The 25,291-nt window shown below is 73.2% G+C and carries 25 protein-coding genes; 12 read left to right on the top strand and 13 right to left on the bottom strand.

Annotated elements, in window-relative coordinates; translation table 11 throughout:
• Window positions 1-92 precede the first annotated feature (92 nt).
• The 4 genes from M446_RS21670 to M446_RS21655 all read right to left on the bottom strand — a co-directional run bounded on the left by M446_RS21670 (window position 93) and on the right by M446_RS21655 (window position 5,074).
• On the bottom strand, window positions 93-743 hold the full coding sequence (locus tag M446_RS21670) for a TetR/AcrR family transcriptional regulator (protein WP_012334253.1): 651 nt from the start codon (window positions 741-743) through the stop codon (window positions 93-95).
• 90 nt (window positions 744-833) lie between these two features.
• Window positions 834-2,201, bottom strand: coding sequence for a cytochrome P450 (locus M446_RS21665; RefSeq protein WP_012334252.1), 1,368 nt, complete (start codon window positions 2,199-2,201; stop codon window positions 834-836).
• A gap of 39 nt (window positions 2,202-2,240) precedes the next feature.
• Window positions 2,241-3,458 (bottom strand): phosphopentomutase, encoded by a 1,218-nt coding sequence (locus tag M446_RS21660; RefSeq protein ID WP_012334251.1) that lies wholly within the window; start codon window positions 3,456-3,458, stop codon window positions 2,241-2,243.
• Window positions 3,455-5,074, bottom strand: coding sequence for an ABC transporter ATP-binding protein (locus M446_RS21655; protein ID WP_012334250.1), 1,620 nt, complete (start codon window positions 5,072-5,074; stop codon window positions 3,455-3,457). Before M446_RS21655 ends, M446_RS21660 begins: the two co-directional genes overlap by 4 nt.
• Before the next feature lie 140 nt (window positions 5,075-5,214).
• Here M446_RS21655 and M446_RS21650 point away from each other — a divergent pair, with 140 nt between their 5' ends.
• Window positions 5,215-6,090 (top strand): lytic transglycosylase domain-containing protein, encoded by an 876-nt coding sequence (locus M446_RS21650; protein WP_012334249.1) that lies wholly within the window; start codon window positions 5,215-5,217, stop codon window positions 6,088-6,090.
• A gap of 185 nt (window positions 6,091-6,275) precedes the next feature.
• Window positions 6,276-6,596 (top strand): hypothetical protein, encoded by a 321-nt coding sequence (locus M446_RS21645; protein ID WP_012334248.1) that lies wholly within the window; start codon window positions 6,276-6,278, stop codon window positions 6,594-6,596.
• Window positions 6,597-6,718: 122 nt separating this feature from the next.
• Here the strand turns inward: M446_RS21645 and M446_RS21640 are convergent, their stop codons facing one another.
• From M446_RS21640 to M446_RS39080, 3 genes are all read right to left on the bottom strand, one after another.
• Complete coding sequence (locus tag M446_RS21640) at window positions 6,719-7,426, bottom strand: hypothetical protein (protein ID WP_012334247.1); 708 nt, start codon at window positions 7,424-7,426, stop codon at window positions 6,719-6,721.
• Window positions 7,427-7,487: 61 nt separating this feature from the next.
• On the bottom strand, window positions 7,488-7,787 hold the full coding sequence (locus M446_RS21635; protein WP_012334246.1) for a hypothetical protein: 300 nt from the start codon (window positions 7,785-7,787) through the stop codon (window positions 7,488-7,490).
• Complete coding sequence (locus M446_RS39080) at window positions 7,784-7,912, bottom strand: hypothetical protein (RefSeq protein WP_012334245.1); 129 nt, start codon at window positions 7,910-7,912, stop codon at window positions 7,784-7,786. Before M446_RS39080 ends, M446_RS21635 begins: the two co-directional genes overlap by 4 nt.
• A 250-nt stretch (window positions 7,913-8,162) precedes the next feature.
• Here M446_RS39080 and M446_RS21630 point away from each other — a divergent pair, with 250 nt between their 5' ends.
• Window positions 8,163-8,435 carry a DUF3297 family protein gene (locus tag M446_RS21630; protein ID WP_012334244.1) on the top strand — a complete coding sequence of 91 codons (273 nt, stop codon included), beginning with the start codon at window positions 8,163-8,165 and terminating at the stop codon, window positions 8,433-8,435.
• On the opposite strand, the gene M446_RS21625 is transcribed toward M446_RS21630, so the two are convergent.
• Both M446_RS21625 and M446_RS21620 read right to left on the bottom strand, forming a co-directional pair.
• Window positions 8,389-8,925 carry a VOC family protein gene (locus M446_RS21625; protein ID WP_012334243.1) on the bottom strand — a complete coding sequence of 179 codons (537 nt, stop codon included), beginning with the start codon at window positions 8,923-8,925 and terminating at the stop codon, window positions 8,389-8,391. The two genes, M446_RS21630 and M446_RS21625, sit on opposite strands and share 47 nt — an antisense overlap.
• Window positions 8,926-8,935: 10 nt before the next feature.
• On the bottom strand, window positions 8,936-9,334 hold the full coding sequence (locus M446_RS21620) for a DoxX family protein (protein ID WP_012334242.1): 399 nt from the start codon (window positions 9,332-9,334) through the stop codon (window positions 8,936-8,938).
• 151 nt (window positions 9,335-9,485) lie between these two features.
• Here M446_RS21620 and M446_RS21615 point away from each other — a divergent pair, with 151 nt between their 5' ends.
• Both M446_RS21615 and uvrB read left to right on the top strand, forming a co-directional pair.
• Window positions 9,486-10,400, top strand: a complete 915-nt coding sequence (locus tag M446_RS21615) for a LysR family transcriptional regulator (RefSeq protein ID WP_012334241.1) — start codon at window positions 9,486-9,488, stop codon at window positions 10,398-10,400.
• Window positions 10,401-10,635: 235 nt separating this feature from the next.
• Entirely contained in the window at window positions 10,636-13,389 is a 2,754-nt protein-coding gene (gene uvrB, locus M446_RS21610) for an excinuclease ABC subunit UvrB (protein ID WP_012334240.1), read from the top strand.
• 162 nt (window positions 13,390-13,551) lie between these two features.
• Here uvrB and M446_RS21605 read toward each other — a convergent pair whose 3' ends face one another.
• From M446_RS21605 to M446_RS21595, 3 genes are all read right to left on the bottom strand, one after another.
• The gene (locus tag M446_RS21605; RefSeq protein WP_012334239.1) at window positions 13,552-14,355 is read right to left on the bottom strand and encodes an ABC transporter ATP-binding protein; all 804 of its coding nucleotides are present in this window, start codon (window positions 14,353-14,355) and stop codon (window positions 13,552-13,554) included.
• A gap of 5 nt (window positions 14,356-14,360) precedes the next feature.
• Window positions 14,361-15,194: an ABC transporter permease gene (locus M446_RS21600; protein WP_012334238.1), complete on the bottom strand. Its 834-nt coding sequence runs from the start codon at window positions 15,192-15,194 to the stop codon at window positions 14,361-14,363.
• A 75-nt stretch (window positions 15,195-15,269) separates the two neighbouring features.
• Window positions 15,270-16,250, bottom strand: a complete 981-nt coding sequence (locus tag M446_RS21595) for an ABC transporter substrate-binding protein (protein ID WP_012334237.1) — start codon at window positions 16,248-16,250, stop codon at window positions 15,270-15,272.
• A 146-nt stretch (window positions 16,251-16,396) separates the two neighbouring features.
• On the opposite strand from M446_RS21595, the gene M446_RS21590 reads away from it, so the two are divergent.
• From M446_RS21590 to M446_RS21560, 7 genes are all read left to right on the top strand, one after another.
• On the top strand, window positions 16,397-17,353 hold the full coding sequence (locus M446_RS21590; RefSeq protein ID WP_012334236.1) for a 3-hydroxyacyl-CoA dehydrogenase NAD-binding domain-containing protein: 957 nt from the start codon (window positions 16,397-16,399) through the stop codon (window positions 17,351-17,353).
• Window positions 17,350-18,183 (top strand): 3-keto-5-aminohexanoate cleavage protein, encoded by an 834-nt coding sequence (locus M446_RS21585; protein ID WP_012334235.1) that lies wholly within the window; start codon window positions 17,350-17,352, stop codon window positions 18,181-18,183. The genes M446_RS21590 and M446_RS21585 overlap by 4 nt, the downstream gene beginning before the upstream one ends.
• An 84-nt stretch (window positions 18,184-18,267) precedes the next feature.
• The gene (locus M446_RS21580; RefSeq protein WP_012334234.1) at window positions 18,268-18,639 is read left to right on the top strand and encodes a hypothetical protein; all 372 of its coding nucleotides are present in this window, start codon (window positions 18,268-18,270) and stop codon (window positions 18,637-18,639) included.
• A gap of 345 nt (window positions 18,640-18,984) precedes the next feature.
• Window positions 18,985-20,139: an efflux RND transporter periplasmic adaptor subunit gene (locus M446_RS21575; RefSeq protein ID WP_012334233.1), complete on the top strand. Its 1,155-nt coding sequence runs from the start codon at window positions 18,985-18,987 to the stop codon at window positions 20,137-20,139.
• An 11-nt stretch (window positions 20,140-20,150) separates the two neighbouring features.
• Entirely contained in the window at window positions 20,151-23,312 is a 3,162-nt protein-coding gene (locus M446_RS21570; protein WP_012334232.1) for a multidrug efflux RND transporter permease subunit, read from the top strand.
• 100 nt (window positions 23,313-23,412) lie between these two features.
• On the top strand, window positions 23,413-23,616 hold the full coding sequence (locus M446_RS21565; protein WP_012334231.1) for a CsbD family protein: 204 nt from the start codon (window positions 23,413-23,415) through the stop codon (window positions 23,614-23,616).
• Window positions 23,617-23,782: 166 nt separating this feature from the next.
• Complete coding sequence (locus M446_RS21560) at window positions 23,783-24,532, top strand: sigma-70 family RNA polymerase sigma factor (RefSeq protein ID WP_012334230.1); 750 nt, start codon at window positions 23,783-23,785, stop codon at window positions 24,530-24,532.
• On the opposite strand, the gene M446_RS21555 is transcribed toward M446_RS21560, so the two are convergent.
• Window positions 24,498-25,262 (bottom strand): hypothetical protein, encoded by a 765-nt coding sequence (locus M446_RS21555; RefSeq protein ID WP_012334229.1) that lies wholly within the window; start codon window positions 25,260-25,262, stop codon window positions 24,498-24,500. The genes M446_RS21560 and M446_RS21555 overlap by 35 nt on opposite strands.
• Between the last annotated feature and the right edge of the window lie 29 nt (window positions 25,263-25,291).

Genomic DNA, 25,291 nt, shown 5'->3' with positions numbered 1-25,291 from the left:
CGCCATCGCGGCGCCTGCGAAGCCGGACCGATCGGGTCTCGAACGACGTCGGGAAACTTCCACAACCAATTGCCGACGCTGGTGTGTCTCTCCTAGCGCGGCCCGGCGCCCGCCCGCCCGCCGGCGGCCCCGTGCACGAGGGCGAGCACGCCCGCGCGCAGGAGATCGTACTTGCTCGGCAGGCCCGGCCCGGAGGGCAGCCGCCCGGCCGCGGCCAGCATCGCGATGCCGTGGGACAGCGCCCAGACTTCGAGCGCGATGAAGCGGGGATCGACGCCGGAGAACCCGTCAGGGAAGGTGGTGCGCAGGGCCTCGACCAGGAGCCCGAAGGCGTCCGTCTCGCGCAGCGGCCGCGGCGGGCCGCTCTCCTGCGCGGCGAGCGGCCGCGCCTCGAAGATGGCCGCGTAGTAGCCGGGCTCCTCCTCGGCGAAGGCGAGGTAGGCCTCTCCCATCCGGGTGAAGCGCTCGAGCGGCGTGCCGGGGCCGCGCAGGGCCCGGCCGAGCCGCGCGGCGAGTTCGCGGAAGCCCCGCTCGGCCACCTCCTCCAGCAGGGCCTCGCGCCCGCGGAAGTGCCGGTAGAGGGCGGCCGGCGAGACCCCGACCAGGCGGGCGGCGTCGACCAGCGTGAAGCCGCCGATGCCCCGCTCGGCGATGAAGCGGCGCGCCGCCTCGATCAGCGCCTCCTTGAGGTTGCCGTGATGGTAGCCGCGCCGGTCGGACGGGCCACTGCTCCAGGGTCGCACCGAAACTGAACTCCACGCCGCCGCCGGGACGCAGCCGGATCCTTAGCTCATCTCCCGCCGCACCGGTAAAGTTTCGGCTGCGCGGCAGGCTCAGCGGCGCGCGAGCCGGAAGGGCGGCGCGTGGTCGGGCCGCACCGTCACGGTCGCCACCGGCAGGATCGGGCGCGCGCCGTCGAGGGAGAGCGCGAAGCGGCGGGCGAGGCCGGCGAGCGCGAGCGTCGCCTCGGCCAGGGCGAGCTGCGCCCCGATGCAGACCTGCGGCCCCGCCCCGAAGGGCAGGTAGACGAAGCGGTCCGGCTCCTCGCCCGGCCGGAGGAACCGCTCGGGGTCGAAGGCGTCGGCCCGCGGCCACCAGCGCGGGTTGCGGTGCATGACCCAGGTCGGGATCATCACGGTGGTGCCGGCCGGGATCGCGGCGCCGCAGACCGCCCCGTCCCGGACCGCGCGCCGGGCGATCATGTAGGCGGGCGGGTAGAGGCGCAGCGCCTCCTGCACCACCGCCCGGGCCAGGGCGAGCCTCGGCAGGGCGGCGGCGGCCCCCGCCTCGCCGAGGTCGAGGCCGCGCGCCTCCGCGGCCAGCGCCTCCTGCACGGCAGGGGCGCGGGCGAGCAGGGTCGCGGCCCAGAACAGGGTCGAGGCCGTGGTCTCGTGCCCGGCCACGATCATGGTGCCGACCTCGTCGGCGAGCAGCCCGTCCGGCTCCTCGCCGTGGGCCTCGGCCAGGAGGTCGAACAGGTCGCGTGGCCCCTGTCCCGCCACCTGGGCCCGGCGGACCGCGATCAGCTCGGCGATCAGCGCGCGCCAGCGGCGCCGAAAAAGCCAGCGCCGCGGCGCGGCCGGGGTCGGCCAGCCGGGCGGCACCAGGAAGTCGCTCACCCGGGGCCGGCCGAGCCCGCCGAGATAGGCCGAGACCATGGCGCGGATCCGCGCCTCGTAGGGGCCGGCCTCCAGGGAGAACATCGAGGAGGCCGCGATGTCGAGGCTGAGCCGCTGCATCTCGGCGTGGAGATCGACCGGGCCGCCCCGGGCGGCGTCGAGCCGGCGCAGGCAGGCGGCGGTGGCGCGGGCGATGTGCCGCGCCATCAGCGGCACCGTGCGCGGCGTGAAGGCCGGGGCCAGGACCCGGCGCTGGCGGCGCCACGCCTCGCCCTCGGCCGTGACGAGGCCGCGCCCCGCCACCGGGCCGAGCACCCGGATCCCGGCCGGGAGCCGGGCGAAGTCCGATCCCTGCGCGACCAGGACGTGGCGCACCGCCTCCGGCACGCAGAGCAGCACCACCCGCCCGCCCCCGGGCAGGCGCAGGGTCACGGTCGGCTCGGTGAGGCAGGCGCCCGGGAAGGCGTCCAGGGTGTTGCGGCGGAAGGCGGAGAGCAGCCGCAGCCAGTCGACCCGCTCGGCGAGCGGCGGCATCGGCGGCGCGTAGAGGTCCGCCCGTTCCAGAACCGCGCCCGACGTCATCCCGTCCATCCTCGTCCGCGGGGCCGTCACAGCCAAACGTCACAGCCAGGAGCGGCCGGCGGGGAGCGCCAGGCCGAGATGCGCCGCGACCGTCGCGCCGATATCCGCCAGCCCCTCGCGCCGCCCGATCGGGCCCGGGCGCTGCCCCGGCCCGAAGGCCAGGACCGGCACCTGCTCGCGGGTGTGATCGGTCCCGGTCCAGGTCGGGTCGTTGCCGTGGTCGGCGGTGACGAGGCAGAGGTCGCCCGGCCGCAGGGCGGCGCGGATCTCCGGCAGGCGGGCGTCGAAGCGCTCCAGCGCCGCCGCGTAGCCCGGCACGTCGCGCCGGTGCCCGTACTCGGTGTCGAAATCGACGAGGTTCGCGAAGACGAGGCCGCCCGGGCCGAGATCCGCGAAGGCCGCCAGGGCGGCGTCGAGGCAGGCGTCGTTGCCGGCCGGCTTGACCTCGGTCCCGGTGTGCCGGTGGGCGAAGATGTCGCCGATCTTGCCGACGCTCACCAGGGGCCGGCCCGCGGCGGCGAGCCGGTCGAGGAGCGTGTCGCCGGGGGGCGGCGTGGCGAAGTCGCGCCGGTTCGCCGTCCGCACGAAGCCCGTCCCCGCGCTGCCGGCGAAGGGGCGCGCGATCACGCGGCCGATCCGGTAGGGGTCGCAGAGGCGGCGGGCGATGCCGCACAGGGCGTAGAGGCGCTCGAGTCCGAACGCCTCCTCGTGCGCGGCGATCTGGAAGACGCTGTCCACGGAGGTGTAGCAGATCGGCTTGCCGCTCCGCAGGTGCTCGGCCCCGTATGCCTCGATGACGGCGGTGCCGGAGGCGTGGCAATCGCCCAGGATGCCGGGCAGGTTCCCCTCCTCGATGAGGGCGCGGGTGAGGTCGGGCGGGAAGCTCGGCCGCGTCGCCGGGAAGCGGCCCCAGTCGAAATCGACGGGCGCCCCCGCGATCTCCCAGTGGCCCGACACCGTATCCTTGCCGCGGGCAGTCTCCACGGCGTGCCCCCAGGCGCCCGCCACCGGCCCGTCGGGCGCGAGGCCGGGCGGCATCCGGCCGCTCGCCTCCCGCGCCGCGAGCCCGAGGCCGAGCCCCGCGAGGTGGGGCAGCCGGAGCGGTCCCGCGCGCAGGCCGGGCCGGTCGCCCCGTCCCTCGGCGCAGGCCTCGGCGATGTGGCCGAGCGTGTCGGCGCCCCCGTCCCCGTAGGCGGCGCCGTCCGGAGCGCCGCCGATCCCGACGGAATCGAGCACGATGACGAGGGCGCGGGTCACTCGCGCACCGCGCCGGCGGGAGCGGCCGCGAGGTCGAAGGCGGCGGCGAACAGGGCGCGGGTATAGGCGGTCCGCGGGGCGGTGAAGATCGCCTCGGCCTCGCCCTCCTCCACCACCTGCCCGTTCTGCATCACCACCACCCGGTTCGCGAGCGCCCGCACGACCTTGAGGTCGTGGCTGATGAACAGGTAGCCGAGACCGCGCCGGCGCTGAAGCTCCCGCAGCAGCGTCACGATCTGCGCCTGCACCGACATGTCGAGGGCGGAGGTCGGCTCGTCGAGGACAACGAAGCGCGGATCGAGCGCCATGGCCCGGGCGATGGCGATGCGCTGGCGCTGGCCGCCGGAGAATTCGTGCGGGTAGCGGTCCATGGCGGCCGGGTCGAGCCCGACATCCTCCAGGGCCCGGGCCACGATGCGCCGCCGCTCGGCGGCGCCGCGGCCCGCCTTCTGCACCAGCAGCCCCTCCTCGACGATCTCGGCCACCGACATGCGCGGCGAGAGCGAGCCGTAGGGATCCTGGAACACCACCTGCATCTCGCGGCGCAGGGGCCGCATCGCCCCCTGCGCGAGCCCGTCGAGGCGGCGGCCCAGATAGACGATCGGCCCGTCGGAGCCGATGAGCCGCAGGAGCGCGAGGCCGAGCGTGGTCTTGCCCGAGCCCGATTCGCCCACGACCCCGACCGTCTCGCCCGCCCGCACCCGGACCGAGACCCCGTCCACCGCCTTCACGTGGCCGACCGTGCGGCGCAGCAGCCCCTGGCGGATCGGGAACCAGACCCGGATCGGGCCTGCCTCGACCAGCGTCTCGGCGGACGCCGCCACCGGGTTGCCCCGCCCCCTCGGCTCGGCGGCGAGCAGGCGGCGGGTGTAGTCGTGCTGCGGATCGGCGAAGACCCGCGCCACCTCGCCCCGCTCGACGATCCGGCCCTGGAACATCACGCAGACCCGGTCCGCGACCCGGCGCACCACCCCGAGATCGTGGGTGATGAACAGCATCGCCATGCCGAGCCGGGCCTTGAGGTCGGCCAGCAGCGCCAGGATCTGGGCCTGGACGGTGACGTCGAGCGCCGTCGTCGGCTCGTCCGCGATCAGCAGGTCGGGCTCGCAGGCGAGCGCCATGGCGATCATCACCCGCTGGCGCTGGCCGCCGGACAATTCGTGCGGGTAGGCGGTGAGGCGGGATTCCGCGTCGCGGATCCCGACGAGGTCGAGGAGTTCGAGCACCCGCGCCCGCACGCCCGCCTCCGGCACCTTGCGGTGCAGCCGCAGCACCTCGCCGATCTGGTCGAGGATGCGGTGGAGCGGGTTGAGGGAGGTCATCGGCTCCTGGAACACCATGGTGATGTCGGCGCCGCGGACCGCCCGCATCTCGGCCTCGCGCAGGGCGAGGAGGTCGCGGCCCTTGAACAGGATGCGCCCCTCGGGCGTCGCGCCGTCGAGGAGCCGCAGCACGCTGAGCGCCGTCACCGACTTGCCGGAGCCGGATTCGCCCACCAGCGCGAGTGTCTCGCCGGGCTGGATCTCGAACGAGACCCGGTCGACCGGGCGGGTCTCCCGCCCGCCCTGGCGGAAGGCGACGGACAGGTCCTGGACGGAGAGGAGCGGAGCTGACATCGCCTCTCGGGTGCGGAGGGTGGGGAGGCCCTTGTGGGGCACGGGGCGGGCCCCGTAACCTGCGACACTCTGCTGCCCGAGGCCAGTCGTCCCGGCGATTCCCGACTCGCGGATCCGCCGCGCCGCGCTACAACGGCGCCGTGACCCGCGCCCTCCTCCTCTGCCTGATCCTCCCCTGGCTGCTCCTCCCGGCCCTCGCCCCGCGCCCGGCCGCGGCGCAGCCGGCCGGGGCCGCCACCGAATCCGTCGAGCAGGCGCTGTGCCGCCTGATCGAGGGCGCCGCCCAGGCGCAATCCCTGCCGGTCGCCTTCCTGACGCGGCTGATCTGGCGGGAGAGCAGCTTCCGGCCGGGCGTGGTCAGCCCGGCCGGCGCGCAGGGCGTGGCGCAGTTCATGCCCGGCACCGCCGCCGAGCGCGGCCTCGCCGACCCCTTCGACCCCGAGCAGGCGATCCCGCACGCGGCGCGCCTGCTCTCGGACCTGCGCCGCCGCTTCGGCAATCTCGGCCTGGCGGCGGCGGCCTACAATGGCGGGCCCGGCCGGGTCTCGTCCTGGCTCGCCGGCAGCGGGGGCCTGCCGGGCGAGACCCGCTCCTACGTCTCGGCCATCACCGGCCGCACCGCCGAGGATTGGGCGGCGGAGGCCAAAGCGGACGCCAAGGGAGACCTCACCGAGCCGCCCGGCACGCGCTGCCTCCAGGTGACGGCCGCCCTGCGGATCCGCGGCCGCACCGAGACCTACTTCGCCGACAGCACGCCGTCGCTCGCGCCCTGGGGCATCCAGCTCGCCGGCAACTTCTCCAAGGCCGCCGCCCTCGCGGCCTTCGGCCGTGCCCGCGCCCTCTACGCCTCGGTCCTGGGCGAGGTCCGCCCGATGGTGATCGGGACGCGCTTCCGCAGCCGCGGCACGCGCGCCTTCTACCGGATCCGGGTGCCGGCGGAGACCCGCCAGGCGGCGGAGGGGCTGTGCAACCGGATCCGCGGGATCGGCGGCGCCTGCCTGGTGCTCAAGACCTGACCCTCGCCCGGATCCCGGCGTGCTCCACCGCCGGGAGGCCGCCGGAGAGCGTCCCCCTGCCGCGGGGCGCACGCGCCGCGGTGAACGAAGCCCGCTCCGTTGCGTTGAGAGCGATCATCGGCCGACAGCCTGGGCGCCGGTGGCTGAGAGACCGCGCGCTCCCGCCTGTGTCGCGGGAGGCCGCCTTGGCCAAGGATCTCCTTGAGGACCTGCTGGATCGCGCCGCCAGGGCGATCGGCCACAGCAGGCGGCTCCACGCGGAGGCCGAGCGCCTGCGCCGGGACTGCTTCGAACTCACGCGGCACTTCACCGCGCAGGTGGTGGGGATGCAGCTCGACATCGTCGCGGCGCGCGGGCGGGCCGCAGGTCTCGCGGGCCGGCGCGTCCCCGCCGACCTCGCGCTCCGGCCCGACGCTCCGGAGCCCGGGCGGCACGGCGAGGGCCCGGGCCGGGAGCGCACCGCGACCGGCCCGCCTGCCACGCCGAGGCTGCGCGCCCTGACCTGATCCCGCGGGCCCGCGCCGGCCACTTGAACGGGCCCGCGATGGCGAGCCAGCGCTTCGCCCGTCGGGGGCCCGACCTGCCGCGGGAATTCGGCGCGGAACCGGCCGGCTCCCGCGGAGCCGGCTCAGACCGCCCCGGCCCGCGCCGCCGCCATCCGGTCGCGCGCGACCTCGACCGGCAGCGCCGGCGCCTGCCGGCCGATCCCGAGCGCCTCGTCCAGGATCGCCACCGCCTCCGCCCAGGAATCGGGGGAGAACAGGGCGGCGGCCTCCGCGGCGTCCGCGGCCGAGCGGGCGTCGATCTCGGCCGCGAAGGTGGCGGCCCGGCAGGCCGCCGCCGCCCGCGCGCCGCGGACCCAGATCCCGCCGCGCGCCGCCGCATCCGCGACCGCGCCCGCCGCCCAGGCCCCCGCCCGCGCGGCGGGCACGGCGCCGGCGAGGTCCGCCGCCGCCCGGCAGGCCGCGGCGTGACGGTCGAGCCCGACCTGCTCCAGCACCGGCGGCAGCAGGCGGCGCACCGTCTGCACGGTCAGGTGATGCGTGCGGGCCGCCTCGACCGCGACGGTGTCGGCCGAGCCGGCGAGGCGCAGCACGAAGGCCATCAGCCGCGGTCGCTCGGCATCCGGCATCGCATCGTTGAGGCCGAGCGCGTAGGAAGCGAGCGGGCGGGAGAAGCAGGGCGGGCAATCGGCCGAGGAGCGGATGGCCCGGTAGGGCAGCCCGGCCGCCACCATGGCGGCCTCGTTGATGCAGGTACCGCCGTCCGGCCCCGGGAAGGCGTGCGAGCCCGGCAGCAGCCGCCAGCGAAGGATGTGGTCGAACGCGCCGCGCATGAGACCTCCGGTGCGGACGTCCCGAAGCTGACACGGTTCGCGGCCCGGGGCGAGCCCGATCTCAGGCTGTCCCGGCCGCCGGCAGCGCCGCCAGGTCCGGCAGCGCCCCCTCGGCGGGGGCGCCGGCCAGGGCGGCTTCGAGCCGGACCAAGTCCTCCTCCGCGTCCGGCCGCCAGCCGCAGCCGCAGACGGGCCGGTCGCCGTGCAGCGCGGCCACCTGCCGGTAGAGGTCGCCGACCGCGCCGGCCGCCGCCTCCAGGGCCGCCATCGGCGGCATCGGGTTGCGCTCCAGGGTCTGCCAGAAGGCCCGGGCGAGGGCCCGCGCCACCAGCTCCCGCGCCGGGAGGTCCCGCCCGCTCACCGCCCCGCCCTCCCCGGCCCGTCGCCGAGGCGGTCGACGACGTGGTCGAGGCGCAGGCGCGGCACCGGCCAGCCCTCCCGCAGCAACCCGAGACATCCCTGGATCAGGCTCAAGGCACGCACCATCGCGGGCTCCCTCGCGGCGCCGACAATCAAGAAGACCGGCGCGTCCGCGCCACGCGGACGTCAGGGCCGGCAGCGGAGGAATGCGATGATTTACAGGCCGAAGCAAGTGCCGATACGAAGATTGGATTGTTTCAATATTTGAGTTTTTCTATACTGAAGGAACCGGCCGGCGCGGGCGGCGGCGGGAGGTTGGCAGGGCGGGCCGGAGCCGGTAGGGAGCGCCCGCCGACAGCCGAGAAGGCCCTCACCGATGACCGACACCCCTCCGGACCGCCTCTGCACCGATCCGCGCAGCCCCTTCCACGACGCCGACGCCCTCGAGCGTGGGGTGGGCGTGCGCTTCAAGGGCGTGGAGAAGACCAACGTCGAGGAATATTGCGTGAGCGAGGGCTGGGTGCGCCTCGCCGCCGGCAATGCCCGCGACCGGTTCGGCAACCCGATGACGATCAAGCTGAAGGGGCCGGTCGAGCCCTATTTCAGGGGGCCGCGGCGCCAGGAGGGCTCGCCCCCGGCCGAGGGCTGAGCGCGCGCAGGGACGCAAGGTCGAGCCGCGCCGTGGTCATCCGCAGCATCCCGGCGGAGTCCCGGGGCCACTCGGCCTCGGGCCGGTCCCAGTAGAGTTCGAGCCCGTTCCGGTCCGGATCGTCGAGGTAGAGCGCCTGGCTCACGCCGTGGTCGCTGGCCCCGGTGAGCGGGATGCCCGCCGCCTCGAGCCGGGCGAGCGCGTCCGCCAGCGCGACCCGGCTCGGGTACAGGATCGCGGCGTGGTAGAGGCCGGTCGTGCCCGGAGCCGGCCGGGGGCCGCCCCGGCTCTCCCAGGTGTTGAGCCCGATATGGTGGTGGTAGCCGCCCGCCGACACGAAGGCGGCCTGGTGGCCGTAGCGCTGCATGAGCCCGAAGCCGAGCACGCCGCAGTAGAAGGCCAGCGCCCGGTCGAGGTCGGCGACCTTGAGGTGCACGTGCCCGATGCGGGTGCCGGGATCGATCGGCGCGGGAGTGAGGGTCTCGCCCATCGGGTCGGCCTCACGCCTCGCGGGTGACCGCGTAGCGGCCGTTGCCCAGCAGCGCCTGGACCACCAGGGCGACGGCCCAGAAGGCGACGAATTCCCAGCCGCCGCCCGGGTTCTGGGCGAGGAAGCCGTTGGCGGCATGCACCGTGACGATGGCGCCGAGGAGGATCGGCAGCAGGGCCAGGGCGACCCAGCGGGCGTAGAGGCCGAGGATGAGCGCGAGGCCGCCGAGCACCTCGGCGGCGATCACCGCGTAGGCGAGGGCCGCCGGAAGGCCGAGCTTGCCGAAGAAGGCCGCCGTGCCGGCCGGTGTGAAGACCAGGAGCTTCACGCCGGCATGGGCGAGGAAGAGGCCGCCGAGGGAGACGCGCAGGAGCAGTGCGGCGTAGGGGCTGGTTCGGGTCGCGGTCATGCGGGCAGGTCCGGTTGGGGGAAGTCCGGTTGGGGTGAGGTCCGACGGGAGGCAGCCCGTACGCGGTGCCAGGATCACTACCCCTCTTCCGATCCGGGGATAATCCGCTATTCCGGCCATTCAGCTCATCCTGGCAGAGTGAGGCGGGACCGTGCTCGATCGCGTCACCGGCATGCAGGTCTTCGTGCGGGTCGCGGGCCTCGGCAGCTTCGCGGCGGCCGGCCGGTCGCTCGGCCTGTCGCAGACCGGGGTCACCAAGCACGTGACGGCCCTGGAGGAGCGGCTCGGCACCCGCCTCCTCCACCGCAGCACCCGGCGCCTGACCCTGACCGAGGCCGGGCGCGGCTACCTGGAGGCCTGCGAGCGCATCCTGGCGGAGATCACCGAGGCCGAGGCCGCGGCGCGGGCCGAGGCGCTGGAGCCGACCGGCACGCTGCGCCTCAACGTGCCGCTCTCCTTCGGGGTACGGGAGATCGCGCCCGCCCTGGCGGCGTTCACGGCGGCGCACCCGGCCCTGCAGGTCGATCTCGGCCTCAGCGACCGCGCCGTGGACCTGATCGAGGAGGGCTGGGACATGGCGGTGCGGATCGGGCACCTGCGCGATTCGGCCCTGGTCTCCCGCTTCCTGGCGCCGTGCCGGCTGCTCCTCTGCGCCGCGCCGGATTACCTCGCGGCGCGGGGCCGGCCGCGCCGGCCGGAGGATCTCGGCCGGCACAATTGCCTCGGCTACACGCTGGCGAGCAGCGGCGGCTGGCGCTTCGGCGGCCGCGCCTACGCGGTGACGGGCAACCTGCGTGCCTCGAACGGCGACGCGCTGGTGGCCGCCGCCGTGGCGGGCCAGGGCCTGATCTACCAGCCGAGCTTCATCGTGGGGGACGCCCTGCGCGCGGGGCGCCTCGTCGCCCTCGACCTCGGGGCCCCGCCCTCCGTCCTGCCGATCCATGCCCTGATGCCGCCGGGCCGGCGCCAGCCCGCGAAGGTGCGGGCCTGCGTGGCGTTCCTGGCGGACCGGTTCACGGGCGAGCCCGTCTGGGACAGGGGGCTGCCGGAACCCGTGGCGCCCTGAGCAGAGTGGCCCCGCGCCACTCTGCCCGGCTCTCGATCTTGCATCATTCTCGCCGCCGGACGGGTGGCCACTTCGGCGAATGATGCTTGGTCTTGCATCATTGTTTCCGCCGAACCGGTGACCACTTCGGCGAATGATGCCGAGGCGGCCCGCCTCCCCGCGCCGTCTCCGCCCGGCGCGCGATGCCGCGGCGAGCCGCCTTTCTCCCCGGGCCGATCGGCTCCATATTCCGCCCATGCCCGCCCCGAAGAAACCGCGCCCGTCCTCGGCCAAGGCGTCGAAGCCCGAACTGAAGCCGCTGGACCCCTTCCTCGCCGAATTGCTGAACCCGGCCCTCAACCGCGAGCGGCTGCCCGCGCCGGAGCCGCAGGCGGCGCCGGAGCCCGGGCCGCGCCGGCGCGGGCGGCCCCGGAAGGCCGAGCCCGGATTCGGCGAGGCGCCGCAGGCCGCCTTCGCGCACGGCGCCGTGACGGATGTCGATCCGGCCCTCGCCAAGTCCCTCGGCCTGCGCACCCCCGACGACGGGCCGGACCTCGCCGAGGAGCCGGGCGCCTCGCTCGCCGCGGCCGGGGTCTCGGCCACGGTCGACGCGCTCACCAAGCTCCTCACCGAGGGCAACCCGCTGTTCAAGGACGGCAAGCCCTGGGTGCCGCACCGGCCGGAGCGGCCGCAGAAATCCGAGGGCGGCGTTGCCTTCCGGCTGAAATCCGATTTCAGCCCGGCCGGCGACCAGCCCAAGGCCATCGCCGACCTCGTCGAGGGCGTGCGGCGCAGCGAGCGCGACCAGGTGCTGCTCGGCGTCACCGGCTCCGGCAAGACCTTCACGATGGCCAAGGTCATCGAGGAGACCCAGCGCCCCGCCCTCATCCTGGCCCCGAACAAGACGCTCGCCGCCCAGCTCTACGGCGAGTTCAAGGCCTTCTTCCCCGACAACGCGGTCGAGTACTTCGTCTCGTACTACGATTATTATCAGCCCGAAGCCTACGTGCCGCGCTCCGACACCTTCATCGAGAAAGAATCGTCGATCAACGAGCAGATCGACCGGATGCGCCACTCGGCCACGCGGGCGCTGCTGGAGCGCGACGACGTCATCATCGTCGCCTCGGTCTCCTGCATCTACGGCATCGGCTCGGTGGAGACCTACACGGCGATGTCGTTCACGGTGACGCTGGGCGAGCGCATCGAGCAGCGCCAGCTCATCGCCGACCTCGTGGCCCTGCAGTACAAGCGGATCCAGTCCGACTTCGCCCGCGGCACCTTTCGGGTGCGCGGCGACGTGATCGAGCTCTGGCCGGCCCACCTGGAGGATCGCGGCTGGCGCATCGGCCTGTTCGGCGACGAGGTCGAGGCGATCACGGAATTCGACCCGCTCACCGGCAAGACCATCAACCCGCTGAAATTCGTCAAGATCTACGCCAACAGCCACTACGTGACGCCGCGCCCGACCCTCCAGCAGGCGGTCAAGGGCATCAAGGACGAGCTGAAGCGGCGGGTCGAGGAGCTGACCCGGATGGGCCGGCTGATCGAGGCGCAGCGGCTGGAGCAGCGCTGCACCTTCGACCTGGAGATGATCGAGGCGACGGGCGCCTGCAACGGCATCGAGAACTACTCGCGCTACCTGACGGGCCGCAAGCCGGGCGAGCCGCCCCCGACCCTGTTCGAGTACCTGCCCGACAACGCCCTCGTCTTCACGGACGAGAGCCACGTCACGATCTCGCAGATCGGCGGCATGTACCGGGGCGACTTCCGCCGCAAGGCGACCCTCGCCGAGTACGGCTTCCGCCTGCCCTCCTGCCTCGACAACCGGCCGCTGCGCTTCGAGGAATGGGACGCGATGCGGCCGCAATCGATCCACGTCTCGGCGACGCCGGCCAAGTGGGAGATGGAGCAGACCGGCGGCGTCTTCGTCGAGCAGGTCATCCGCCCGACCGGCCTCGTCGACCCGGAGGTGATCATCCGCCCGGCCCGCTCCCAGGTGGACGACCTGCTCGGGGAGGTGAAGGAGGTCGCCGCCGCGGGCTACCGGACCCTGGTCACCACGCTCACCAAGCGCATGGCCGAGGACCTGACCGAGTACCTGCACGAGAACGGGGTGCGGGTGCGCTACATGCACTCGGACATCGACACGCTGGAGCGGATCGAGATCATCCGCGACCTGCGGCTCGGCGCCTTCGACGTGCTGATCGGCATCAACCTGCTGCGCGAGGGGCTCGACATCCCGGAATGCGCGCTGGTCGCGATCCTGGACGCGGACAAGGAGGGGTTCCTGCGCTCCGAGACCTCGCTGATCCAGACGATCGGCCGCGCGGCCCGCAACGCAGAGGGGCGGGTGATCCTCTACGCGGACCAGCGCACCGGCTCGATGGACCGGGCCATCGCCGAGACCGAGCGGCGCCGGGCCAAGCAGCTCGCCTACAATGCCGAGCACGGCATCACGCCCCAGAGCGTGAAGCGCAACATCGCCGACATCCTGGAGAGCGTCTTCGAGCGCGACCACGTCCAGGTGGACACGGGACTGGCCAAGGGCGGCGTCACGGTCGGCCACAACCTCAAGGCCGTGATGGCGGATCTGGAGAAGCGCATGCGCGCGGCCGCCGCCGACCTCGACTTCGAGGAGGCGGCGCGGCTGCGCGACGAGCTCAAGCGGCTCCAGGCGACGGAACTCGCCATCGCGGAGGACCCGCTGGCCCGCCAGGGGGCGGTGGAGGACCAGGCCGGGCGCTACGGCGAGAAGGGCGGGCGGCGCCGCTACGGCCGCAACGCCGACCTGCCGCCGGGCACTGGCGGGGCGGAGGAGCCGCTCGGGTCCGGGCCGCTGGGCAAGGGCGTGTCGGACGAGGGCACCCGCATCCGCAGGCCGACCCTCGACGAGATGGGGCCGGGGACCGACCGGGAGATCCCGATCTTCACCGAGCGGCCGGCGGCGCGCTCGACGCAGGGCTTCCCGGGGCAGCGGCCGAAATACAAGGGCCGCAAGGGGCGGGGCTGATCCGACATCCGACGGATTGCTTCGCCCTCTCCCATTTCGGCCATGCGGAGGTCGGCGTCGCTCAGGCGCCGCGCGGGCTCGCGATCCGGGATCTGCTTGGATCAACCGGATCCCTGATCGTCCGCTGTCCGGACGTGATCCTCCGGACAGCGGATGAGGCGCTCAGTCCACCGCCGCCCCGCTCAGCTCGGCCTGGGTGAAGCGCTGCTGCTCCTCCATGACCAGCCCGGCGAGGTCGCGCTTGAGGGCGTTGAACTCCGCCGAGGCGGTGTCGCGCGGGCGCGCCAGCGGCACCGCGATGTCGCGCTTCAGGCGCCCCGGCCGGTAGGTCAGCACCAGGATCCGATCGGCGAGGTAGATCGCCTCCTCGATCGAGTGGGTCACGAACACGATCGTCTTGCGGTACTCGGCCCAGATCCGCAGCAACTCGTCCTGCAGGGTGCGGCGGGTCAGCGCGTCGAGGGCGCCGAAGGGCTCGTCCATCAGCATCACGGGCGGGTCGAGGGCGAGGATCCGCGCGATGGCGACGCGCTGGCGCATGCCGCCCGACAGGTCCTTGGGGAAGCGGCCCAGGAACTCGGACAGGCCGAGCGTGCGGGCGATGCGCGCCACCGCCGCCTCCGCCTCTCCCCGCCCCACGCCCTTGATGTCGAGGCCGAAGCGGATGTTCTGCGCCACCGTCATCCAGGGGAACAGGGCGTATTCCTGAAAGACCATGCCGCGGTCCGGCCCGGGCTCGGCCACCGGCCGCCCGCCGACCCGGATGGAGCCGCCGGTGAGCGGCGCGAATCCCGCGATGGCGTTGAGGAGCGTGGACTTGCCGCAGCCCGAGGGCCCGAGCAGGCACACGAACTCCCCCTCCGGAACGTGGGCGGTGACGCCCTCCAGCGCCACCACGGCGTGGTCGCCGGCCCCGAACACCTTCGAGGCCCGGTCGATCGCGATCTCGGCGGAATCCCGGCTCATCCGTGTCAGCGCTCCAGGCCGCGGTGCCAGCGCAGCAGGTGGTCGTTGAGCCGCGACATCGCGGCGTCGATCAGCAGGCCCAGCAGGCCGATCGTCAGCATCCCGCCGATGATCTTGTCCGACCACATGTATTCGCGCGCCTCCAGGATCCGGTAGCCGAGCCCGTCCGAGACCGCGATCATCTCGGCGACGATCACCACGATGAAGGCGGTGCCGATGCCGATCCGCATGCCGGCGAGCACGAAGGGGCTCGCGGCCGGCAGGATCACCCGGCGAAACAGGGTCCAGGGCCCGGCGCCGAGGTTGCGGGCCGCCCGGATGTAGATCGAGTCGACCTGCCGCACGCCCGCGATCGTGTTGACGAGGACCGGGAAGAAGGTGCCGAGCGCGATCAGGAACAGGGCCGGCGGGTTGCCGAGGCCGAACCACACGATGGCGAGCGGAATGTAGGCGATCGGCGGGATCGGCCGCAGGATCTGGAGGAGCGGGTTCACGAGGCCGTAGAGCCGGTCGCTCGTGCCCATCAGCAGCCCGACCGGCAGGGCGAGCCCGACCCCGATGGCGAAGCCGGCGACGACCCGGCCGAGGCTCGCCACCGCGTCGTGGGGCAGTTCGCCCGAGAGCAGCCACTCGCCGTAGCTCTGGCTCTGCGGGTCGTAGGGCAGCGCGGGAACCAGGCTCTGGACCCAGCGCGCCGCGACCGCGCTCGGGGGCGGCAGCACCACGGCGGAGAACAGGCCGGCGCGGCTGGCGAGTTCCCAGAGGATCAGCAGGCCGATGGGCAGGAGCGCGCCGCGCAGGGCCGAGAGACGGGTCGCGAAGGAGGTGCGGGGGGTCATGCCGAGGCGGTTCCGTCGATGCCGTGACGCCGCGCAGAACGGCCCCAGGCACTGTGGTGGTCTGAGTTGGCGGTCCTAATTGGTCTTGGCACCCAGCTCCGCCTTGGCCTTCTCCAGAAGGTCGAGCTTCACCCACTCCGCGTCGCTCTTCGGCGGGCTCACCATCTTGCCGAGCCCGTACTTGTGCATCAGGTCGGCCGTGACCTGCATGTGGCCGGCCGGGATATCGTACGTGAAGGCCGCGTTCGTCATGGCGTCCTTGTAGTCCTGGGACGAGAGCTGTCCCTTGAAGACCTGCTCGCGCACGTACTTCTCGGCGAGGTCCGGCTTCTCGATGAAGGTCTTGGTCGCCTCGACGAAGACCTTGAGCACCCGGGCCGCCACGTCCGGCTTCTCGGCATACATCTTCTCGGTCATGACGAGCGGCCGGTAGGGAATGCCGACCGGGGTGTCGTAGGGCTTGACGATCTCGGTGCCCCAGCCGGCCGAGATCGCCTGCGTCGATTGCGGCTCGCTCTGGCAGATCACGTCGACGTATTTCTGGGCGAGAGCCTGATTCAGGTCGGCGTAGTTGTTGAAGTAGATCAACTGCACGTCCTTGCCGGGACGGTCTGACCAGGTCAGGCCGTTCTTCTCCAGTTCGGCGAGCAGCATCAGGTCCTGCGTGCCGCCCCGGACGGTGGCGACCTTCTTGCCCTTGATGTCCGCGAGGGTCTTGGCGCCGAGGTCCGGCCGGCCGAGGATGCGCACCCCGCCATTGGCGAAGCCCGCCACGACCAGCAGCTTCACGCCGTTGCCGCGCGCCGCCACCGCCCCGTCGGCGCCGGAGGCCGAGATGTCGATCTGGTCGACCGCCATCGCCGGGTAGATGTCGGCGCCCTTGGCGAAGACCTTCTCGTCGATGCGGATTCCGTATTTGGGCGCGATCTCCTTCATGTAGGAGATGGCGCCGTAATGGGCGAATTTCAGGTTGCCGAGGCGGACCACGTCCTCGGCGGAGGCGGGTCCGGCCCAGGCCGCGATGAACGCGGCGAGGGCCGCGAGGCGTGTCAGCATGCGTCTCTCCCGGTCGGGTCTGGCCGGGCTCTCGGGGTCCCGGCTCGTTGGCCGCGGATACTGGACAAAGGTCGAGCCGGCTGGAAGACGGATACTGCGCGGGGGCCTAAGACTTTAGACTCGCGGATGGCGGGAGGAGGCGGAGCGTGTCGGAGAGCCCGGAGAGCGTGCGGCGCGTCGCCGTGATCGGCTGCGGCACCGTGGGGGCGAGCTGGGCGGCCCTGTTCCTCGCCCACGGCCTCGACGTGGCGGCGACGGACCCGGCGCCGGGCGCCGAGGCGCGGCTCCTCGCCTTCGTGGCGGGCGCGCGGGCGCAGCTCGCCGGGTTCGGCCTGCGCGGCGCGGGCCGCCTGGACTTCCGCGCCTCGGTGGCGGAGGCCCTCGACGGCGCGGATTTCGTGCAGGAGAACGCGCCCGAGAGCGAGGCGCTGAAGCGCCCGCTCCTCGCCGAGATCGACCGCCTGCTGCCGGCGCGCGTGCTGGTGGCGAGCAGCACCTCGGCGCTCCTGCGCAGTGCCATCGTGGCCGATTGCGCACGGCCCGAGCGCGTCCTCGTCGCGCATCCGTTCAACCCGCCCCACCTCGTGCCGCTGGTCGAGATCGTGGCCGGGAGCGAGGCGGCGGCCGCCCGCGCCGCCGGCTTCTACCGCGGCCTCGGGCGCCGGCCCGTGATCCTGCGCCGCGAGATGCCGGGCCACATCGCCAACCGCCTCACCGCGGCGCTCTACCGGGAGGCGGTCAACCTCGTCGCCGAGGGGGTGGCGAGCGTGGCGGATATCGACGCCGCGCTCTGCCACGGGCCGGGCCTGCGCTGGGCCGCGATGGGGCCGCACATGACCTACCACCTGGGCGGCGGTCCGGGCGGCATCGCCCATTACCTCGCCCATCTCGGCCCGAGCCAGGAGCGGCGCTGGGCCTCGCTCGGCCGGCCTGCGCTGACGCCGGAGGTGCGGGCCGCGATCGTGGCGGGCGTCGCCGAGGAGGCGGCCGGCCTCTCGGTGGCGGAGCTGGAGGCCCGGCGGGACCGGGCGCTGATCGAGATCCTGAAGGCGCGGGTGACGGTGGTCCCGGAGCCCGCCGACGCTCCGGAGGACCACGCGTGACCAAGCCCCTGATCATCGCGGTCGCCCCCAACGGCGCCCGCCTCGCCAAGAGCGATCACCCGGCCCTGCCCCTGGCGCCGCGGGAGATCGGGCTCGAAGCCGCCCGCTGCCGGGAGGCCGGGGCGGCGATGATCCACCTGCACGTGCGCGACGCGGAGGATCGCCACACGCTCGACCTCGACCGCTACCGCGAGGCCATCGCGGCGGTGCGCCGGGAGGCCGGCCCCGAGATGATCGTCCAGGTGACGACGGAGGCGGTCGGCCTCTACGCGCCGGCCGAGCAGATGGCGGCGATCGCCGCCCTGCGGCCCGAGGCCTTCTCGGTGGCGGTGCGCGAACTCTTCGCGGAGCCGGACGACGAGGCCGCCGCCGCGTCCTTCCTGGCCGGGCAGGCCCGGGCGGGCACGCTGGTGCAGCACATCCTGTACGATGCGGGCGACGTCACGCGCTTCCAGGGCCTGGTCGCCCGCGGCCTGATCCCGCTCCAGCGCGCGAGCGTGCTCTTCGTGCTCGGCCGCTACAGCACCGGCCAGCGCTCGCAACCCTCCGACCTGCTGCCCTTCCTGGCGGCCTGGAATTCCGGCCACCACCTCGACCTGCCCTGGGCGCTGTGCGCCTTCGGGCGGCGGGAGGCGGCCTGCCTGATCGCGGCGGCCTGCCTCGGCGGCGACGTCCGGGTCGGGTTCGAGAACAATCTCTGGCGGCCGGACGGCAGCCTCGCCCCGGACAACGCCGCCCAGGTCGCGGCCCTGGCGGCGCTCGCCCGCGGCCTCGGGATCGAGGTGGCGGGCCCGGCGGTCGCCCGGACCCTGCTGGCGGCGCGGCGCTGAACCGGGGAGCGCCGCCCTACCCTCGACAGAATGTCGCGGGAGGCTTGCGGCACTGCACCACGCCCCCCACTGTGAAGCTCCGTGATGACGCGCCTCGCTCCCCTCCTGCGGTGCTGCGCGGCGGCCCTCCTGGGCCTCGCCGCCCTGCTGCTCGCCGCATCGACCGCCTCGGCGGCCCCGGTCGGGGGCGGCCCGGTGATGCGCGCCGTCACCCCGGAGATGATCGACGCGAGCCTTCACGCCGATCTCCCGGCCCACGCGCTGCGCTGCATCGCGAGCGTCTCGGCCCCGGCCGAGCCGATCCGCCCCAGCGACGACGGCGCCCAGGGCGCGAGCCCGGTCGCGACCGCGGCGCCGGGCGCGTCCGCCTCCACGGTGATCCTGCCGCCCCGCGACCTCGGATCCCGGCCGCCCGCCCGCGCGGCGCGGCTCGACAGGCCCCCGAAGGCTGCCTGACCGGCCGCGACCGCGCGGCCCCGGGCGCCTGATCCGGGATCCGCTTGATCGAAGCGGATCCCGGATCACGAGCCTGCGCGGCGCCTGAGCGAAGCCGACATCCGCATTGCGACGCAATCAACCGGATGTCGTATGACGCGCCGCGGCGCTCCCCCTTCCCGATCCCCACCCGACGATCGCCGCCGGCCGCCTCCCCGCGCCGGCCAAGCCTCGGCCCGCACCCGCGGGCTCGGCCCGCACCCGCGGGCTCGGCCCGCGCCCGCGGGCCGGGCCGCTCGCCTCATCGCCATCGCCGCGTCGTCGGGGCCGGAGAGCCTCGCCGCGCGCAGGAGTTCGCTGCCCGTGATGCACCGCCTCGCCCTCGTCACCGCCGCCGCCCTCCTCCTCGGCGCCTGCAAGCTCGAGCAGCACGATGCTGCCGCGCCGGCGGAGGCCCCGCCGTCGGAGGTCGGCATCGTGACCGTCCGCAACCAGCCGATCCCGTTCGAGCGCGACCTGCCCGGCCGCGTCGCGCCGACCCGCATCGCCGAGGTCCGCGCCCGCGTCTCCGGCCTCGTGATCACCCGCGCCTTCCAGCAGGGCAGTCAGGTCAAGGAGGGCGACCTCCTCTACAAGATCGACCCCGCGCCCTACCGGGTCGAGCTCGACAGCGCCGAGGCGACGCTCGCCCGCGCCGAGGCCGCCCTGGTGCTCGCCCGCCAGCAGGCCGAGCGGCTGGAGACCCTGCTGTCGCGCCAGACCGCGAGCCAGGCGCAGTACGACGCCGCCTACGCGGCCCAGAAGCAGGCCGAGGCGGAGGTCGCCGGCGCCAGGGCGGCGCGCGACCGCGCCAAGCTCAACCTGAACTGGACCGACGTGCGCGCCCCGATCTCCGGCCGCATCGGCCGCGCCCTCGTCACCGAGGGCGCCCTGATCGAGCAGGGCAGCGCCACCAACCTCGCGACGATCCAGCAGCTCGACCCGATCTACGTCGACATCACGCAGTCGGTGAGCGAGCTCAACAAGCTGCGCCGCGACCTCGCGAGCGGGGAACTGGCGAGCGTCGCCCCCGACGTCGCCACCGTGCGCCTGATCATGGACGACGGCTCGCTCTACCCGGAGCCCGGCCGGCTGCTGTTCTCGGACGTGACCGCCGACCCGAGCACCGGCCAGGTCACGCTGCGCGTCGAGATCCCCAACCCCCGCAACGAGCTCTTCCCGGGCATGTACGTCCGCGCGCGCATCCGGCAGGGCATCGACGCGGACGCGATCGCGGTGCCCCAGCAGGCGGTCCACCGCTCCAACGACGGCCGGGCGGAGGTCTGGCTCGTGGGCGAGAACGACAAGGTCATGCTCCACCCGGTCGAGGTCGGGCCCGTGGTCGAGGGCCAGTGGGTGATCCGCGAGGGCCTGAAGGCCGGCGACCGCGTCGTCACCGAGGGCTTCCAGAAGATCGTGGCCGGAACCGTGGTGAAGCCGGTGCCGTGGCAGACCGCCGCGGCCGGCGCCGGGCGCCGCTGAGGGGGCGCGGCATGGCGAGCTTCTTCATCGACCGCCCGGTCTTCGCCTGGGTCGTCGCCCTGTTCATCTGCCTGGGCGGCGCCCTCACGATCCCGCTCCTGCCGGTGGCGCAGTACCCGATCATCGCGCCGCCCTCGATCGCCCTCTCGACCGCCTATCCGGGCGCCTCGGTGGAGGACCTCTACACCGGCACGACCCGCCTGATCGAGGACGAGCTCAACGGCGCGGCCAACATCCAGAGCTTCGAATCGGCCTCCGATTCCTTCGGCGTGGTCGAGATCACGGCCAATTTCGAGCCGGGCACCGACCCGGGCTACGCCGCCGTCGAGGTCCAGAACCGCCTCAAGCGCGTCGAGGCGCGCCTGCCGGCCGAGGTGCGCCAGCAGGGCATCCTGGTCGAGGAGGCCTCCGCGGCGACCCTCAACATCATCACGCTCGTCTCGACGGACGGCTCGATGGACGAGGTGGCGCTCGGCGACTTCCTCATCCGCAACGTCATCAACGAGATCCGGCGCATCCCGGGCGTCGGCCGCGCCACCCTCTACTCGACCGAGCGCTCGCTGCGCATCTGGGTCGATCCCGACAAGCTGCGCGGGCTCTCGCTCAGCGCCTCGGACGTGACGCGGGCGATCCAGAACCAGAACGCCCAGATCGCCTCGGGCGCGGTCGGGGCCCAGCCGAGCCCGGCCGGCCACGCGGTCAACACCCCGATCATCGTCAAGGGCCAGATGCGGGCGCCCGAGGAGTTCGGCGCGATCGTGCTGCGGGCCAATCCGGACGGCTCGACCGTGCGGCTGCGCGACGTCGCCCGGATCGAACTCGGCGGCGAGGATTACAAGTTCACCACCCGCCTCAACGGCGGCGAGGCGGCCGGCATCTCGGTGACCCTCGCCCCGGACGGCAACGCCCTCGAGACCGCCAAGGCCATCCGCGCCAAGATGGAGGAACTCTCGCAGTTCTTCCCCTCGAACGTGAAATGGGACATCCCCTACGACATCACCCCGGCGGTCAAGGCCTCGATCAAGAAAGTGATGATGACGCTGGTCGAGGCGGTGGTTCTGGTGTTCGTGGTGATGTTCCTGTTCCTGCAGAACATCCGCTACACGCTGATCCCGACGATCGTGGTGCCGATCGCCCTGCTCGGCACCTGCACGGTGATGCTGCTGGCCGGCTTCTCGGTCAACGTGCTCACCATGTTCGGCATGGTGCTGGCCATCGGCATCCTGGTCGACGACGCGATCGTGGTGGTGGAGAACGTCGAGCGGATCATGAACGAGGAGGGCCTCTCCCCGAAGGAGGCCACCCGCAAGGCGATGAGCCAGATCACCGGCGCCATCGTGGGCATCACGCTGGTGCTGGTGGCGGTGTTCATCCCGATGGCGTTCTTCCCCGGCTCGGTCGGCATCATCTACCGCCAGTTCTCGATCGCCATGGTGACCTCGATCGCCTTCTCGGCGGTGCTGGCCCTGTCGCTGACGCCCGCCCTCTGCGCGACGATGCTCAAGCCGATCGAGAAGGGGCACGGCCACGCCAAGGGCGGCGTCTTCGGCTGGTTCAACCGCGTGGTCGAGCGCGAGACCGAGCGCTACGGGCGCGGCGTGCGCTGGACCATCGCCAAGGCCGGCCGGATGATGGCGATCTACCTGATCCTGGTCGCCGGCGTGGCCTTCGCCTTCGTGCGCCTGCCCGAGGGCTTCCTGCCGGTCGAGGACCAGGGCTTCTTCACGGTGGACATCCAGACGCCGCCGGGCGCCTCCTTCAACCGCACGCTCGCGGCGGTGAAGGCGGTCGAGGAGCACCTGATGGCCCAGCCCGGGGTGGCGACGGTGACGGTCGTCAACGGCTTCTCCTTCTCGGGGCAGGGCCAGATGACCTCGCAGGCCTTCGTCACCCTCAAGGATTGGTCGCAGCGCGGGCCGGACCAGTCCGCCGCCGCCCTGGTGGCGGGGACCAACAAGGCCCTGGCGAGCTACAAGGACGCGGTGATCCAGGCGCTGGAGCCGCCGCCGATCGACAATCTCGGCAACGCCTCGGGCTTCAGCTTCCGCCTGCAGGACCGCGCCCAGAAGGGCTACTCCGCCCTGATGGCGGCGCAGGAGCAGCTGCTCTCGCTCGCCCGCAAGAGTCCGGTCCTGAAGAACGTCTACGTGGAGGGGCTGCCGCCCGCGCCGCAGGCCGAACTCGTCATCGACCGCGAGAAGGCGGCCGCGCTCGGCGTCTCCTTCGACGAGATCAACCAGACCATCCAGGTCAACCTCGGCTCGGTCTACACCAACGACTTCCCGAACCGGGGCAAGATGCAGCGGGTGATCGTGCAGGCGGAGGCCGCCCAGCGGCTGAACCCGAGCGATCTGCTGAATTACGGCGTGAAGAACCAGCAGGGCACGATGGTGCCGATGGCCTCCTTCGCGGACCTGACGTGGAGCGTGGGCCCGGCCCAGATCATCGGCTTCAACGGCTACCAGTCGGTGCGCATCACCGGCGAGCCGGCCGCGGGCTACACGTCGGGCGAGGCGATCGCCGAGATGGAGCGGCTGATGACCCAGCTGCCCAAGGGCTTCGGCTACACCTGGACCGGCCAGTCGCTGCAGGAGAAGCAGGCGGGCTCGCAGGCGACCCTGCTGCTGGCCCTCTCGGTGCTGATCGTGTTCCTGTGCCTCGCGGCCCTCTACGAGAGCTGGTCGATCCCGCTCTCGGTGATGCTGGTCATCCCCCTCGGCGTCGTCGGCTCGGTGGTGGGCGTGATGCTGCGCGACATGCCCAACGACGTCTACTTCAAGATCGGGCTGATCACGATCATCGGCCTCTCGGCCAAGAACGCGATCCTGATCATCGAGTTCGCCCGCGAATTGTGGCGCCCCGGCACGCGGCTGGTCGAGGCGACGGTCGAGGCCGCGCGGCTGCGCTTCCGGCCGATCGTGATGACCTCGCTCGCCTTCATCTTCGGCGTCGTGCCCCTCGCCATCGCGGTGGGCGCGGCCTCGAAGAGCCAGCAGGCGATCGGCACGGGCGTGATGGGGGGCATGATCTCGGCCACGGTGCTGGCCGTCATCCTGGTGCCGGTCTTCTTCGTGGTGGTGATGCGCCTGTTCCAGCGCCGCCGGGTGCGGGAGGAGGAGGGCCGTCCCGGCCGGACCCGGCCCGCCCCGGCGCGGGAGGCGGCGAGCCACTGACGAAAGGGGCGCGGGAGCGCAACGCAGCGGAACCATCCCGCGCCCCAGCTGTTCCTAGGGCCTGGACCGACAATAACGGTCACCTCAACAGGAGATCCCGATGAGCAGCTTCACCGACAAGGTCAAGGGCGCCGCCAATGAAGCGGCCGGCAACATCAAGCAAGGTGTCGGCAATCTCACCGGCGACGAGAAGCTGAAGGCCGAGGGCAAGGCCCAGGAACTCAAGGGTGAGGCTCAGCGGACGGTGGGCGACGCTAAGGAAGGCATCAAGAACGCCGCCGACACGGTGAAGAGCAAGCTCTGATTCGAGCATTCGGGGCCTCGCCGTCGATGACGGCGGGGCCGACCGTTCAGCGCGCCGCCGGCCCGTCCGCATGTGCGCTCGCGCACCTGTGACTGGCGCAAGACGCTCGCGCATTTCACACTCATGGTCTAGCTTCAGGTGTCCCCCCGCGTCACCGTGCAGGCCAATGACTGATTCTTCCTCCGCCCGCCGGGCCAAGCCGGGGCCGGCGACGCCTCCGACCCTTCCCGTCGAGGTGCAGGAGCATCTCGGCCGCCAGCTGCGCGACGCTTACGCGGCGCTCGGCGACATCGAGGCGCCGGCCGCCTTCTCGGACCTCCTCGGGCGCCTCGACAAGGCCCTCGCGGCGCTCGGCGCGCCGCGCAAGGACCGCTTCCGCGACGAGCTCCTGGCCGCCGCCCCCTCCCTGCGGCGCTTCGCCCTCACCCTGACGGCGAACCCGGCCCGGGCCGACGACCTCGTGCAGGACACCCTGCTCAAGGGCTGGCAGAACCGCGACCGATTCGAGGACGGCACCAATCTCAGCGCGTGGCTGTTCACGATCATGCGCAACGCCTTCTACTCGGAGCACCGCAAGCGCTCCCGCGAGGTGGAGGACGGCGAGGGCGTCTATTCCGCGCGCCTGACCACCGCCCCCAACCAGGGGGACCGGCTCGACGTGCAGGATCTGCAGGAGGCGCTCAACAAGCTGGTCGCCGAGCAGCGGGAGGCCCTGCTCCTCGTGGCGGTCGGGGACCTCTCCTACGAGGACGCCGCCGCGCTGATGCAGTGCAAGGTCGGCACGGTGAAGAGCCGCGTCTGCCGCGCCCGCGACCGGCTGGCCGAGCTCCTCGGCTATTCGGGCGGGGAACTCGGCGCCGACCGGCTGACCCGCTCGGTCCTCAGCAACGCGAGCCTGATGGCGATCGAGGGCTGAGCCGCGCCCAGCGCGCGGCGGCGCGGGCGTAGAGATCCAGGTCGGACGCGTTCAGGCGCTCGATGTAGACGCGCAGGGCCGGGCTCAGGCCCTGCTCTCCCGGGCCCGCCAGCGGGTCTGGGCCCGCCCGCGGGCCCGGGTCCGCCTGCGGACCTGGCTCCGCTTGCGGGCCGGCGGCCGTTTCCGGAAAGGCGAGGCCGAAGCGCCGGTTGAGCTGCGCCACGAAGGGCGCGCAGGCCTCCGCGATCCCGACCAGGGCGATCTCCTCGACCTCGGCGCAGCCGAAGGCGCGGGTCTGGACGTTCTGGTTGGCCTTGTCCTCGATGAAGGCTTCCAGGCTCGGAGGGGCGGCGTCCTCGGAGGCGTCCTTGGCGGCGTCCTTGGCAGCATCCTTGGCGATCCGGGCCCGGTAGGCCGCCAGCACCTGCGCCACCGGCGCCCGGACCAGCGCGAAGGCCCGCCCCGGATCGAAGCAGGCGAGGTAGGCCGCGCTCAGGTGACTGGCGTAGAAGGCGATGTCGTGCCCCGCCACGTAGTCCGAGATCAGCCGCAACTTGTCGGCGGTCGACAGGTCGGGCCGGCCATAGACCGTCGCCTCGGCGAAGGGATGCGTCTCCGGACTGCCCGGGCCGTAGAGCGTGAACAGGCGCTCCGGCGGGAAGGCGGCGCGGGCCGCCCGCAGGAGGCCGTCGCCCGTGCCCGGGACGTGCAGGAAGAAGAGCGGCGCCATCGTCGGGACATTCCCTCGCGGACGGAGCG

It is taken from the genome of Methylobacterium sp. 4-46 (assembly GCF_000019365.1).
Taxonomy (GTDB): Bacteria; Pseudomonadota; Alphaproteobacteria; order Rhizobiales; family Beijerinckiaceae; genus Methylobacterium.
The sequence above is the reverse complement of the archived record's forward strand: the minus strand, read 5'-3'. Positions and strand labels throughout refer to the sequence as shown.